We start from the raw sequence: 15,059 nt of genomic DNA, 5'->3' as shown, positions 1-15,059 counted from the left end.
GTTGGATCTGTTGCATGGGGCTTCTACGCATTCACGGACGAAAGGCTTGGACCACGAAGGAGTTGTTGCCCGTGGAAAGAAGAATTGTTGCTGGCGCCAAAACCGATGTTTCTCCTCTCTCTCTTGCGATTCGTCTGGGTGTCCTCGGGCTGGTGGCAGGCCTGGCGAGCCCCGAGGCGTTGGCGGCGTGCTCGCCGGCGAACCCGGGCGTAAACGCGGTGGTTACCTGTACCGGAGCGCCAAGCCTGCCCCTGACGCCGGTCAACAACTTTTCCAGTTCGACCAATGGCCTGCAGGTCACCGTCGATGCCGCAGCGCGGATGAACACTGTGCTGGGCACGGTATTGAGCTTGACGGGTAGCGGTATAACGCTGACTAACCTGGGGGTGATTGACCCGGCGTTCCTGTTGCCCCTCAGCGCCTTGACCAGTGGCGTGGTGATTGGCAACGCTTCAACCTCAGGCAACGTATCGGTGACCAACAGCGGCACGATCAGAGGCACCATCCCATTGCTGGATGTGGCCTCGCTGCTGGGCGGCGCGGCGCTCAATATCACCAATGGTGCAAACTTCACCACCAGCATCTACAACAGCGGCACTATCGGCGCTTCGAGCATTGGCGTATCGGTACTGCAACCTGACGAAGCCCCTGTGGTGGTGGTGCAGGGCGGCTCCCGGGTCAATATGACCAACAGCGGCACGGTCACCGGCCGGATAGGCTTTGAGGCCTCGGGTGCCGCCGGCGGGGTTGGCAACTCGTTTATCAACGCAGGCACGCTCAATGGTGGGGTGTCCCTGGGCGCCGGGCGTGGGGGCAATACATTTACCGCGGTCACCGGGTCTGTGGTGAATGCCGGTACCGGGATCAGCCTGGGTGGACTGGTCAACGTCAATCTGTCGTTCGCACCCTCCGGTAAGGTCGATGGCGGCGTGGGGGGGACCAACAATACCCTGGTCCTGGATAACCAACTGGCCGGGGTGAATGCTGTTATCCAGACCGGCACCGCATCCAGCAGTCAATACATCAACTTCAACAAACTGCTGATCAATGGCGGGACCTGGACCCTGCAAGGGGCGCTGGTCAACGGGTCGACGATACTCAATAGCGCCCTTGTGCAATTTGACAATAGCGCCGCGTTCGGCAGCGGCGTGCTGAACGTCAATGGCGGGACCCTGGCGGCCAGCACCGGTAACCTGAACGTGGCCAACAACGTGGTGATCGGTGCCGGTGGGCTCACGGTGCAGGGCACCAACGCTTTTGCCTTTGGCGGCAACCTTAGCGGCACGGGGGCCTTGCGCAAAAACGGTACGGCGGACCTGATCCTCAACACCACCAATACCTACAGCGGTGGCACCCAGTTGAACGCCGGCACTCTGGTGCTTGGGGCCACGGACGCGCTGGGCTCGGGCACCCTGACCGCCAGCGCCGGGACCAACCTGAGCACCGGTCCGCTGCTGGGCGCGGCGATTGCCCTGGCCAATGGCATCGACCTGCTGGGCAACCTGACCGTGATTGGCAGCAATGCGCTGACCCTGGGCGGGGTGATCGGTGGTAGCGGCGGCCTGGTCAAGGAAGGCAGCGGCGACCTGATTATCAGCGGCACCAACAGCTACCAGGGCAACACGGTGCTGAACCTCGGCAAATTGGTGGTGGGTGCCGACGGTGCACTGGGCGCCGGAGCGTTGAGCGCCGCCGCCGGCACCACTCTGGATGCCAATGCCACGGCGAGCCTGACCAACCAGGTCAGTCTCAACGGCGCGGTGACCGTGGGCGGGACCGCAGATTTGACGCTCACCGGGCCGATTATCGGGGGCGGCAGCCTGACCAAGAATGGCGGCGCCACCCTGAACCTCTCCGGCAACAACCTTTTCCTCGGTGGCCTGAACCTCAACGCTGGTACTTTGAAAGTGGGCAGCAATACAGCGCTGGGGTCGGGCAATTTGACCGTGAGTGGCGCCTCGAGCCTGGACAGCAGTGCCGCGGTGGCCCTGGTCAATAACATTGTGCTCAACGCCGGCTTGACCGTGGCGGGCAGCAACGCCCTGACTCTGGACGGTGCGCTCAGCGGCACCGGCACGCTGACCAAAGCGGGCACGGCCAACCTGACCCTCAATGGGATCAACACGTTCCAGGCGGGCACGCTGCTCAATGGCGGCCGCCTGACCCTGGGGAATGCCGCAGCCCTGGGCGGCGGTGCGTTGACCGTGGGTGGCGCGGCGAGCCTGGACAACAGCGCGGCGTTTACCTTGGGCAATAACATCACCCTCAATGCCGACCTGGCCCTGGCCGGCACCAATAACCTGACCCTGGGCGGGGTGATCAGTGGCGCCGGTGGCCTGACCAAAAATGGCACGGCCGACCTGACCTTAAGCGGCAACAACACCTTTACCGGCGCACTGAACATCCTTGGCGGTAGCGTGTTCGCCAGCAGCGCCGCGGCCCTCGGTGGCAACAGCGGGCTGAACATTGGCGCCGGCGCCAGCCTCAACCTGGCCGGCAATGGCGTGCTCGGCGGCTTGAGCGGCGCTGGCGTTATCGACGTGGGCTTGAACAACAGCCTCACCGTAGGCGGTGCCAATACCAGCAGCACATTTGGCGGCAGCCTCACAGGCAGCGGCAGTTTGATCAAAGTCGGCGGCGGCCAGCTCGAGCTGACCGGCATCAACAGCCTCAGCGGCAATACCCAGGTCAACGCCGGCATCTTGAAGGTGAGCAATACCCTGGGCAGCGCCATTGTCGACGTGAATGCCGGGGGCACCCTGACCGGCGGCGGATCGCTGCTGGGAGCGCTGAACATCAACAGCGGCGGCCACTTGGCCTTGAACAGCGCGGATACGCTGTCTACCGGTTCGCTGGTGGTGGGCAGCGGCGCCAACCTCGACGTCAGCCTTGGTGCGCCGTCCCCGACGCCGCTGCTCAGCGTCAATGGCAGTGTGAGCCTGGATGGCAACCTGAATGTCAGCAATGGCGGGGCCTTTGGTGCCGGTATCTACCGTTTGATCAACTACACCGGCAGCCTGGCCGGGCAGGGCCTGACAGTGACGGGCGTGCCCCAGGGCTTCAACCTGGGCGATGTGCTGGTAGATATCGCCACGGCCAACCAGGTGAACGTAGTGGTGTCGGTGGCCAACATGCTGTTCTGGGACGGCAGCCAGACCACCGGCAACGGCACGGTCGAAGGTGGCAATGGCACCTGGAGCGTTGGCGCCAGCAACTGGACCGCCATCGGCGGCACGCCCAACTCAGCCTGGGCCGGCGGCTTTGCAGTGTTCACAGGGACTGCGGGGACGGTCAGCGTGGACGGCACGCAGCAGTTCACCGGCCTGCAATTTGCCAGCGACGGCTACAACGTCGTGGGCGGTGCTGCGGGGCAACTGACGGCGGTCAACGGCAGCGCCGGCAATACGGCGATCCGTGTCGATCCAACCCTCACCGCGACCCTGGGCGTGAATATCGACGGCGCCGGCAAACTGGCCAAGCTCGACAGTGGCACCCTGGTGCTCAATGGCAACAACAGCTACACCGGCGGCACTGCCCTTGAGCGTGGGGCGCTGGTGGTGGGCAGTAACACCGCGCTGGGCGTCGGCCTGCTGAGCACGGCCGCGGGCACCACACTCTCCAGCAATAAAACCGTGGCCCTGGGCAATGACCTGGCCCTGGCTGGCAACCTCAACGTCACTGGCAGCAATGCCCTGGCCTTGAATGGCGTGATCAGTGGCGCCGGCGGCCTGGTCAAGAGCGGCACCTCGCAGCTCACGTTGGGCGCTGTGAACACCTACCTCGGGCCCACCGCGCTGAACGCCGGTGGCCTGATCCTGGCGAACAGCGGCGCCTTGGGCAATGGTGCGTTGAATGCGGCGGGCGGCACGACCCTGGACAGCAGCACCGCGGTCAGTGTCGGCAATGCCCTTGACCTGGGAGGCAACCTGAGCATTGGCGGTAGCGCCGACTTGACCCTGGGCGGGGTGATCAGTGGCAGCGGCAGCCTGACCAAGGAGGGCGCGGCCAACCTGACCCTCAATGGCCTCAACAACTACCAGGGCGGCCTCACCCTCAATGCGGGCACCCTGACCCTGGGCACTGCGGCGGCACTGGGTACGGGCGGGCTGACCGTGACGGGCAATTCGACCCTGGCCAGCAGCACGCCACTGGTCTTGGCCAACGACTTGACCGTCAACGCCGGCCTGAGCGTGGGCGCCAGCAATAACCTGACGCTGGCCGGTGTGCTGGCGGGCAATGGCAGCCTGATCAAGACCGGTACTTCAGACCTGACGCTGGCGGGCAACAACACCTTCAGCGGCCTGCTGGATATCCAGGCGGGCAGCCTCACCACCGTCGGCAACGGTGCGCTGGGTAACAACAGCGCGATCAACCTGGCGACCGGCACTGCCTTGAACCTGGGCAGCTCCGCCAGCCTGGGCAACCTCACCGGCGCCGGTACTGCGCTGGTCGGCCTCGGCAATACCTTGAGCCTGGGCGCCAACAATGGGAACGGCACTTTTGGTGGGGTTCTTGCCGGCCTGGGTAACATCGACAAACTTGGCAACGGCACGCTCACCCTGGCCGGGGTCAGTACGCTGGCAGGCAATACCCAGGTCAGCGCGGGTACCTTGAACGTCAACGGCCAACTGGCCAGTGCCGGGGTCAATGTGAACAGCGGCGCGACCCTCGGCGGCAGCGGGACCTTGCTGGGCACGGTGAATGTTGCCGATGGCGGCCACCTGGCCGTGAAGTCCGGCAGCGTACTGACCACCGGCGCCCTGGTGCTGGGGGCCAACGCCAACCTGGATGCCGGCCTCGGCGCGCCGTCCACGGGCGGCACCGAGCTGCTGCGGGTGTTGGGCAACCTGACCCTGGATGGCACCCTCAACATCAGTGATACCGGTGGCTTTGGCGCCGGGATCTATCGCCTGATCAACTACACCGGCGTGTTGACCAACAATGGCCTGCTCCTGGGCAGCCTGCCCGGTGGCGTCCTGCCTGGCAGCCTCGACCTGCAAACGGCGATTGGCAACCAGATCAACCTGCTGGTCAATGGCAACACCAACGTGCAGTTCTGGGATGGCAGCCAACTGGTGGGCAACGGCACCATCGAAGGCGGCAACGGCACCTGGAACGCGGCGTCGAGCAATTGGACCGAGCTCAACGGTAGCTTCAACCTAGGCTGGGCACCCAACAGCCTGGCGGTGTTCCAGGGCACGGCGGGCACCGTCACCGTGGACGGCGCGCAGGCGGTCACGGGCCTGCAATTTGTCACCGATGGCTACAACCTGGTGGGCGGTACGGCAGGCGGCCTGACCCTGTTCAATGGCGCCGGCGGCAACACCGCAGTGCGGGTCGACCCCACTGTCACCGCGACCCTGGATGTGAACCTCAGCGGCGGCGGCACCCTGGCCAAGCTGGACAGCGGCACCCTGGTGCTCAAAGGCAGCAACACCTTCACCGGCGGCACGGCGCTGAACGGCGGTACCCTGGTGGTGGGCAACAACAATGCCCTGGGCAGCGGCGTATTGACTGCCGCCAACGGCACCACCCTGGACAGCAACACAGCGCTCGCGCTGACCAATGACGTGGTTCTCAATGGCAGCCTGGCCATTGGCGGCAGCAATGCCCTGATCCTGGCGGGCACTGTCAGCGGCGCCGGCAGCCTGATCAAAAACGGCATCGCCCGCCTGACCTTGAGTGGCAGTAATACCTACCAGGGGCCTACCACCCTGAATGCCGGCGGTTTGATCCTGGCCTCCAGCAGCGCCCTGGGCGCAGGCGCGTTGAACAGCAGCGCCGGGACCACCCTCGACACCACCGCTGCAGTGACCCTCGCCAATGCTCTGAACCTGAGCGGCAACCTGGGTATCCTCGGCACGTCGGACCTGACCCTCAATGGCCCGGTCAACGGTGCCGGCGGGCTGATCAAAAGCGGTAGCGGCAACCTGACCCTCGCCGGCGGCAACAGCTATGTCGGCGGTACCCAACTCAACGCCGGCAGTCTGACCGTCGCTACGGGCAGCGCCCTGGGCGCAGGCGCCTTGCTGGTCAACGGCCCGGCGACCCTGGACAGCAGCGCGAATGTGACCCTGGGCAATGCGCTGACCCTCAATGGCACGCTGACAGTGGCCGGCAGCAACGGCCTGACCCTCGGCGGGATCGTCGACGGCGCCGCGCAGTTGATCAAGAACGGCGGGGCCAACCTCAGCCTCAATGGGGCCAACAGCTACGGCGGCGGTACGTTGCTCAACGCCGGTACGCTCACCCTCGGCAGCAACACTGCGCTGGGCAGCGGTACCCTGAGCGTGGGCGGTGCGGCCACCCTGGATAACAGCGCACCGCTGGTGCTGGCCAATGCCATTGACCTCAATGCCGACCTCACCGTCGCCGGTAGCCACGACCTGAACCTGGCCGGCGTAGTGGCCGGCAATGGCGCACTGATCAAAAACGGCACGGCGGGCCTGACCCTCAGCGGCAATAACCTGCTGAGCGGCCCGTTGACGGTGCTGGGGGGCAGCCTGACCACCGTCGGCTCCGGCGCCTTGGGCAACACCTCCGGGGTCACCGTGGGCAGCGGCGCCACCCTCAACCTGGGCAGCAGCGCCACACTCAACACCCTGGCCGGCAACGGTGCACTGCAAGTGGCGGCGGGCAATACGCTGACCGTCGGCGGCACTAACACCTTCGGCGGCAGCCTGGGCGGCAGCGGTGCCCTGGATAAAGTCGGCACCGGCACCCTCAACCTCACCGGCAACAGCGGCCTGACCGGCGCTACCAGCGTCACGGGCGGCACGCTCAACGTGGCGGGCAGCCTGGCCAGCAGCAGCGTGACGGTCAACAACGGCGCGACCTTGAGCGGCGGCGGCAGCTTGGCCGGTACGGTGACGGTGGCCGATGGCGGCCACCTGGGCCTGAGCAGCGCCAGTGCGCTGACCGTGGGTTCGCTGGTGCTGGGGGGCAATGCCAACCTGGATGTCGGCCTTGGCGTACCGGTAGTCGGTGGCGGCAGCGGGCTGCTGAATGTCGGCGGCGACCTGGTCCTGGATGGCAACCTCAATGTCAGTGATCTCGGTGGTTTTGGCACTGGGGTCTACAACCTCATCAACTACGCCGGGGCCCTGACCAATAACGGCCTGACCCTCGGGACTCTGCCCTCAAGCGTGACTGCCGATGACCTGCAACTGCAAACCGTGATCAGCAACAAGGTCAACCTGGTGGTCATCGCGCCCAACACCACCGTGCAGTTCTGGGACGGCGGCCAATTGATCGGCAACGGCGCCATCGACGGCGGCAACGGCACCTGGGGCAACGGCACCAATTGGGCGAATGTCGACGGCAGCCTCAACCAGAGCTGGAACGACAAGTTTGCGGTGTTCCAGGGCGCGGCTGGCACGGTCACGGTGGACGGCAGCCAAAGCCTGACGGGCATGCAGTTCGTCAGCGACGGTTACAACCTGGTGGCCGGTACCTCTGGCCAGTTGAACCTGGTGAACGGCGGCACTGGCAACACCGCCGTGCGGGTCGACCCCAACGTCACTGCCACCCTCGGTGTAAGCCTCAATGGCAGTGGCACCCTGGCCAAACTGGACAGCGGCACCCTGGTGCTCAACGCCGCCAATGGCTACACCGGGGGTACCGCTCTGAACGGCGGCACCCTGGTGGTGGGCAACAACAATGCCCTGGGCAGCGGCGTATTGACCGCCGCCAACGGCACCACCCTGGCCAGCAACATTGCTGTGACCCTGGGCAATAACGCGCTGCTCAACGGTGCGATGACCGTGGGCGGGGCCAGTGCCTTGACCCTGGATGGCGTGGTCAGCGGCAATGGCAGCCTGGTGAAAACCGGCGCATCCAGCCTGACCCTCAATGGCGTCAACACCTACAGCGGCGGCACCAGCCTCAATGCCGGGCAACTGACGCTGGGCAACAATGCGGCACTGGGCAGTGGCGCCCTGAGCGTGGGCGGCGCGGCGCAGTTGGATGGCAGCAGCGCCCTGCAACTGGCCAATGCCATTGCCCTGGGTGGTCAGTTGACGCTGTTGGGCAGCCATGACCTGACCTTGAGTGGCGCGCTCAGCGGCACCGCCAGCCTGGTGAAAAACGGCAACGGTGCGCTGTTGCTCACCGGCAGCAACAGCTATGGCGGCGGGACAATTCTCAATGGCGGCAGCACCACCGGCAGCACCAGCAGCCTGCAAGGGGCGATAGCCAATAACGCGGCGCTGACCTTCGAGCAAAATGCCGATGGCACCTACACCGGCAACCTCACTGGTAGCGGCTCGCTGACCAAGACCGGCAGCGGTGATCTGCTGCTGACCGGCAACAACAGCTTCACCGGTAGCACCAACGTCACGGCCGGTGGCCTGCTGGTCAACGGCACCTTGAACAGTGCCGCCGTCCAGGTCGCCAGCGGCGCCTCCCTGGGCGGTAGCGGGCAATTGGCGGGGGCGGTGAGCATGGCTGACGGCTCGACCCTCACGGCCGGAACTGCGACGCCGCTGTCCGTGGGTGCCCTGGCCTTGTCAGCGGGGACCAGCCTGGACTTCGCCCTCGGCGCACCGGGCGCATCGACCACGGTGGTCAACGTGGCCGGCAACCTGACCCTGGATGGCACCCTTAACATCAGCGACGCAGGAGGGTTCGGCGTTGGCGTCTACCAACTGTTCCGCTACGGTGGCAGCCTGACCGATAACGGCCTGCTGCTGGGTAACTTGCCAGGCGCGATTGTGCCGGGCGCGCTGAGCCTGCAAACGGCGCTGGCCAACCAGCTCAACCTGCTGGTGCAAGCCGCGCCTGGGCAAATCCAGTTCTGGAACGGCACCACCACCAGCCCTGACGGCACGGTACATGGCGGTAGCGGCACCTGGGGCCCCGGCACCAACTGGACCGACCCGACCGGCACCCAAGGCCAGGCCTCGAACAACCAGTTTGCCGTGTTCGGCGGGCAGGGCGGGACCGTCACCGTGGCGGGCAATCAGAGCTTCACCGGCCTGCAAGTGTTGGACAGTGGCTACACGCTGGTCGCCGGCACGGGCGGCAGCCTCAGCCCCACCAATGCCGCAGACGGCAGCCTGGCGACGGTGCGTATCAATGCCGGCGTGACCGCCGAGGTCTCGGCGCCCCTGGTGGGTAGCGGTGGGATCAACAAAACCGACGCGGGCACCTTGTTGCTGACCGGCGCCAACACCTACAGCGGCGGGACCACCGTCAGCGGTGGGACGCTGGCCGGGAACACCGGCAGCCTGCAAGGGGCAATCACCAACAACGCCAACCTGCTGTTCCAGCAAGACAGCAATGGCCAGTTCAACGGCACGCTGACCGGTACCGGCACTGTGGTCAAACAGGGCAACGGCAGCCTGTTGCTGACCGGCAACCAGCCGTTGAGCGGTGCAGTAGCCGTCAACCAGGGCCTGCTGCAAGTGGGCAATGCCAGCAACCCGGGGACTGTGCTCGGCGGCCAGGTGACTGTGGCCAATGGCGCGGGCCTGAGTGGCAACGGCAGTGTCGGCTCGCTGGTCAACCATGGCGTGGTCACTCCCGACAGCGGCAAACTCAGCGTCGCCGGGAACTTCACCAACGCTGCCGACGGCACTCTCAACCTGGTGATCACCCCATCGGTGGCCAGTTCCCTGGCGGTCGGCGGCAGCGCGAACCTGGCGGGCAGCCTGAATGTGCTCAACCTGGTCCCTTACACCGGGCCCACCACCTACACCCTGTTGACGGCTGGCGGTGGCGTGACCGGCACCTTTACCAACACCAACCTGCAGAACCTGGCGTTCCTCGATACGGCCCTCAACTACAGCCCGAACCAGGTAGCGTTGGCCGTGAGCCGCAACACCACCAGCTTCGCCAGCGTGGCGGCCACCGGCAACCAGCGGGCCGTGGCCACGGCCTTGGGCAGCGGCGTGGCAGTGGGCGGCAGTGCCGTACAAAACGCCTTGCTCACCGGCGATGCAGCCAATGCCCGCGCAGCGTTCGACAGCCTGTCGGGGGAAATCCACGCCAGCACCGCCAGCGCCTTGCTCGAGGATTCGCGCTACGTGCGTGACGCGGTCAACGAGCGCATGCGCCAACCGGGCTGCTACCGTCAGGACGATCCACGCAACAGCCTGGCACCCAGCGAAAACCGCCTGAGCAGCGCCGGGTGCCACGGCGAAATGGTCGGCTGGATGCGCGTCCTCGGCACCTGGGGCCACCTGGGCGGCGACAGCAACACCGCGCGCCTGGATCGCAACCTCAGCGGCTTCCTGCTGGGCACCGACAAGCAACTGGATGATGCCTGGCGCGCCGGTATCGCTGCTGGCTATACCCGCAGTGACCTGGACGCCAAGCGCCGCAACGCCAGTGCCGACATCGACAGCTACCACCTGATGGCCTACACCGCGTATCAGCAGGAGGCCTTCGCCGCACGCATGGGCATGGGTTACACCTGGCACGACATCGAAAGCAAACGTGACGTGGCCGTGGGCACCGAGGGTCAGCGCCTGAAAGCCGACTACAAGGCGCGCAGTGCGCAAGTGTTCGGTGAAGTCGGGTACACCGTGGAGGCCGGCGGCCTTGCCGTGGAACCGTTCGCAGGCCTGGCCTACGTCAACTACGCAAGCGACACCCTCAAGGAAAAAGGCGGTTCGGCCGCCCTCAAAGGGGATGCCGACCAGGACATCACGTTCTCCACCCTTGGCGTGCGCCTGGGTAAAACCATCGCCCTGGGCAACGGTTCGAGCATCACCCCACGGGGCAGCATCGGTTGGCGCCATGCCTTTGGTGACACCCAGCCGGATGCCGACCTGAGCTTTATCAATGGCGGCGCGTCCTTCAGCACTCAAGGCGTGCCGATTGCCAAGGACAGCGCGGTGGTGGAGGCGGGCGTCGATTACCAGATCAGCCCTAACGGCAAACTGGGACTGGGCTACTCGGGCCAGTTGTCACGCAACGACAAGGACCATGGGATGACCATCAGTTTCTCCCTCGGCTTCTGATCAAGGCCGGGTTCTTCAAGCCGCCCGCGAGGGCGGTTTTTTTTGCATTAAAGCTGGGTGTGTGCCCATGACCCCCGCGGCCCTGCGCCGATTCTTGCTACTATCGCGCTGCGTTTTCACCAGGAGCCAGCGCCTCATGCAACACCAGTGGGACCAAATGCACCGTACCCGCAAGCCTTCGTTCGTACTGTGCGGCGCGCCCCAGGGGCCGGTGCTCAATCTCTATGTCCATGGTTATTCTGCGTTTTTCAACCCGCAACAACTGGCCAATTTCCAGGCGCAACTGGCGGGGATCGAAGGTTCGACCAACGTGATGCTGTTCTGGCCGGCCGGGCACTTCCTGGAAAACCTGTTCGCCCCCTTCAAGGACATCATCGCCTCGATGCTCGGCGGCGGGACCCTGGGCGCGGCGACCGTGGGCCTGGGCAAGGCGGTGGGCTATTTTCTCGATCACTACAAAAGTGTCGAGGCGCGGGTGGACGAAGTGGCCAGGACGCTGTTGGCGGAACTGGCCAACTACCTGCATGCCGAGTCGATCGAGGTGCGCCAGATCAACCTGATCGGCCATTCCCTGGGCGCTCGCCTGCTGGTCAAGAGCCTGCTGGCCAGCCCGGAGCTGGCCCGGGAGCTGCCGCTCAATCACCTGTTGTTGATGGGCGGCGCGATTTGCACGTCCAGCCCCTGGGAGCAGGTGTCGGCACCGCTCAAGGGGCGGGTGATCAACTGCCATTCCAGCAAGGACTGGGCCCTGGCGCTCAAGCCGGATACCGAGCGCTGCATCGGCCGCTATGCCATTCCCCTGACCCCATCGCTCAAGGGCAAGGTGACCAACGTGCATCTGGTCACCTTCGACCACGCCGCCTACTGGCCGCAGTTGCAGACCGTGGTGCAGTACACCGACTTGCTGCACGAGCGCCGGGGCATGATCCGTGCGGACCAGCGCAGTGCCCAGGTGCGCTTTGCCGAGGAGGATGTGGACCTGTTCCCGGTGCTGCTCCAGGCACGGGCGCCGGAGTTGCAGTTCCTCGCCGAGCTGATGGCCGCCAAGCGCAGTGCGACCATCGCTGCGGATGTACGTGACCCATTGCAGTTGGCCATCGAGTTGCAGCGCATGGGCGGTGACAGCTTCATGAACCTGGCCCGTGGGCACGGTGTGAGTTATCGCCAATTGGCCCAGGACGTGGCCTTGCGCGTCGGCATCAAGTTTGACCAGCCCCTCGACAGCGTGGCCCTGGTGAGCCTGGAAGAACGGGTCGCCGAGACCCTGATCGAGCAGTACAAGGACAAACTCAGCCTGGCCGACCGCCAGGTGTTCGAGGCTGAACTGCGGGCGGCGGCGCAAAAGGAGCAGGGGTTTTTCCACCGTTTCGATGTCGGCCGTTCGGCCACCACCGCCTTGAGCGGTACAGCGCTGGCCGGGTTGACCGGGTTTATCGTGCGGCGCGGCGCGGCCACGGCGATTCCGGTGGTGGGGCAGGCGTTGGCGGCGGCGATGTTGCTGGTGAGCGGGGTGCGCGCGTTTTCCGGGCCGGCGTATTCCATCACGACCCTGGCGGTGCTGGTGCTGGGGGTGATTCGCCAGCGCATGGAACGCGAGGCGCTGAATCAGGAAATGGACCTGGTGGTGCAGGTGGTCGAGGCGTTCGATCTGCCCAGTGAAACGCTGATGCGCACGGTCTCGCCTGACTGCTAAGCTGCGGGCTTGTCCTGTGTGTCTGCCTGGTACCCCGCGTGAAATTCAGCCTGCCGAAAATTGCTACCGCGCCGTTCTGCCCACCGGAAGTGGCGGGCACTATCCCCGTCGATCCCCGCGCATCGTTCTTCAAACGGGTCGTGCAGTTTGCCGGCCCCGGCCTGCTGATTTCCATCGGCTACATGGACCCCGGCAACTGGGCCACGGCCATCGAGGCCGGGTCGCGCTATGGCTATAGCCTGTTGTTTGTGGTGTTGCTCGCCAGCCTGGCGGGGATGGCGGTGCAGTGCCTGTGTTCGCGGCTGGGCATCGCCACTGGCAAGGACCTGGCGCAGTTGTGCCGCGAACGCTACAGCCGGCGTTCAGCGCGCACGCAATGGGTGCTGGCGGAAATCTCGATCATTGCCACCGACCTCGCCGAAGTCCTCGGCTGCGCCCTGGCGTTCCATCTGCTGCTGGGGGTATCGCTGACCACCGGGATTGTCATCACCGCGTTTGACACGCTGCTGATCCTGGCCCTGCAAAACCGCGGCTTCCGGCGCCTGGAAGCGATCATGCTGGCGCTGGTGGCGACCATCGGGGTGTGTTTTTTTGTCGAGCTGGTGTTGATCAAACCGTATTGGCCAGACGTCTTGCGCGGTTTCACGCCGTCGCTCTCGGCGATCAGCGATGCCGCGCCGCTGTACCTGGCCATCGGCATCCTCGGGGCCACCGTGATGCCGCATAACCTGTACCTGCACACGTCCATCGTGCAGACCCGCTTGTTCGGCAAGGACCTGGCCAGCCGCCAGGACGCGGTCAAGCTGGCGCGTATCGACACCATCGGCTCCCTGGCCCTGGCCTTGCTGGTCAACGCCGCGATCCTGGTGCTGGCCGCCGCGGCATTCCACCAGAGCGGTCATACCGAGGTCGTGGAAATCCAGGACGCCTACCACCTGCTGGACCCGCTGGTGGGCGGTGCCTTCGCCAGTATCCTGTTCGGCATTGCCTTGCTGGCGTCCGGGCAAAGCTCGACCTTCACCGGCACCATCGCCGGCCAGGTGATCATGGAGGGTTACCTCAACCTGCGCATTCCCTGCTGGCAACGCCGCCTGATCACCCGTGGCCTGGCGCTGATTCCGGCGTTCCTCGGGGTGTGGTTGATGGGCGACCAGGCCATTGGCAAGTTGCTGATCCTCAGCCAGGTGGTGCTCAGCCTGCAACTGCCGTTTGCCCTGTACCCGCTGATCCGCATGACCGGCGACCGGCAATTGATGGGGTCATTCGTCAATCGCCTGCCCACCAGGATCCTGGCCTGGAGCCTGTTCACCGTGATCAGCGGCGCCAACGCCTGGCTGATCGGCCAGTGGCTGTTCTGAGTCAGCGGTCCCAGTAGGGCACGCTGCCAAAGCGCTCGACAAAAAAGTCGATGACCGTGCGCACCTTCACCGACAACCGCCGGCTGCCGGGCCACAGCGCGGCAATCTGCTGCGGCTCCAGGGTGGTCGCCACTTCGTAATCGCTCAGTACCGCCTGTAAGCGCCCGGCGCGCAGGCTGTCGCCGATCAGCCAGGAGGGGAACACCACGAACCCCAGGCCTTGTTCGGCGGCGCGTGCCAGGGTGTCGGCGTGGTTGCCGGTGATCGGGCCCTTGACTGTATAGGGCGTCCAGTCGTCCTGGGCGCGGCGGAAGAACCAACGCTGCTGGCCGTTCACGCCCTTGTACGCCAGGCACTGATGATTGCGCAGCTCATCGGGATGGCGCGGCGTGCCAAAGCGCGCCAGGTACTCGGGGCTGGCGGCGATGCGGTAGTGCTGGGGCGCGAAAATGCGCGCCTGCATTCCCGAATCGTTGAGCACACCGATCCGGAACAGCAGGTCGGCGCCTTCCTGCAAGGGGTCGACGTAGGTGTCGGTCTGCTGGATGTCCAGTTGCAGCTTGGGGTATCGCTGGCACAACTCGGCCAGCCAGGGCGATAGGTGCCGTTGGCCGAACACCATGGGCGCATTGATGCGCACCAGGCCGCTGGGTTCGCTTTCCTGTTCTTGCAGGGCCTGCCCGGCCTCTTCCAGTTGTTGCAGCATCAGGCGCGCATGATGCCCGAGCAGGCGCCCGGCTTCCGTGGGGCTGACGGCGCGGGTGTGTCGATAGAGCAATTGCTGGCTCAGGGCCTGTTCCATCAACTGGATCTGCCGGGAGATGGAAGAGGGCGCCAGGCCCTCACGGCGTGCGACCTCGGAGAAACTGCCGTGGTCCAGCACCGCCACGAACAGGCGCAGCGCCTTGAAACTCAACTCATTGAAGCCCTGCATGAGCCCTCCGTACTGTGCGATTTACGCAAAGGTGTTGTCTGCATGCTCCCATTTATCGCACAGATGGGCCAGCGGATAATGCGCGTCATTGTTTAATCTGACGTGTAGGT

General features: G+C 65.3%; 4 protein-coding genes. 3 read left to right on the top strand and 1 reads right to left on the bottom strand.

What is annotated here, in order from left to right; genetic code table 11:
- The first annotated feature begins 71 nt into the window (after window positions 1-71).
- The 3 genes from ACO77H_RS17500 (at window position 72) to ACO77H_RS17490 (ending at window position 14,015) form a co-directional block, all read left to right on the top strand.
- Window positions 72-10,964, top strand: coding sequence for an autotransporter-associated beta strand repeat-containing protein (locus tag ACO77H_RS17500; protein ID WP_432754359.1), 10,893 nt, complete (start codon window positions 72-74; stop codon window positions 10,962-10,964).
- A gap of 136 nt (window positions 10,965-11,100) precedes the next feature.
- Entirely contained in the window at window positions 11,101-12,657 is a 1,557-nt protein-coding gene (locus ACO77H_RS17495) for a DUF726 domain-containing protein (RefSeq protein WP_432754358.1), read from the top strand.
- A gap of 38 nt (window positions 12,658-12,695) precedes the next feature.
- Entirely contained in the window at window positions 12,696-14,015 is a 1,320-nt protein-coding gene (locus tag ACO77H_RS17490; RefSeq protein ID WP_172314502.1) for an Nramp family divalent metal transporter, read from the top strand.
- 1 nt (window position 14,016) lies between these two features.
- On the opposite strand, the gene ACO77H_RS17485 is transcribed toward ACO77H_RS17490, so the two are convergent.
- Entirely contained in the window at window positions 14,017-14,949 is a 933-nt protein-coding gene (locus tag ACO77H_RS17485; RefSeq protein ID WP_432754357.1) for a LysR family transcriptional regulator, read from the bottom strand.
- Between the last annotated feature and the right edge of the window lie 110 nt (window positions 14,950-15,059).

It is taken from the genome of Pseudomonas sp. WMBT8, from assembly GCF_050916005.1.
In the GTDB taxonomy this organism is placed as follows: Bacteria; Pseudomonadota; Gammaproteobacteria; order Pseudomonadales; family Pseudomonadaceae; genus Aquipseudomonas.
The sequence above is the reverse complement of the archived record's forward strand: the minus strand, read 5'-3'. Positions and strand labels throughout refer to the sequence as shown.

Coding starts and splice junctions, on each gene's coding strand:
- ACO77H_RS17495 (WP_432754358.1), top strand. CDS start 11,101: ATGCAACACCAGTGGGACCAAATGCACCGTACCCGCAAGCCTTCGTTC.
- ACO77H_RS17485 (WP_432754357.1), bottom strand. CDS start 14,949: ATGCAGGGCTTCAATGAGTTGAGTTTCAAGGCGCTGCGCCTGTTCGTG.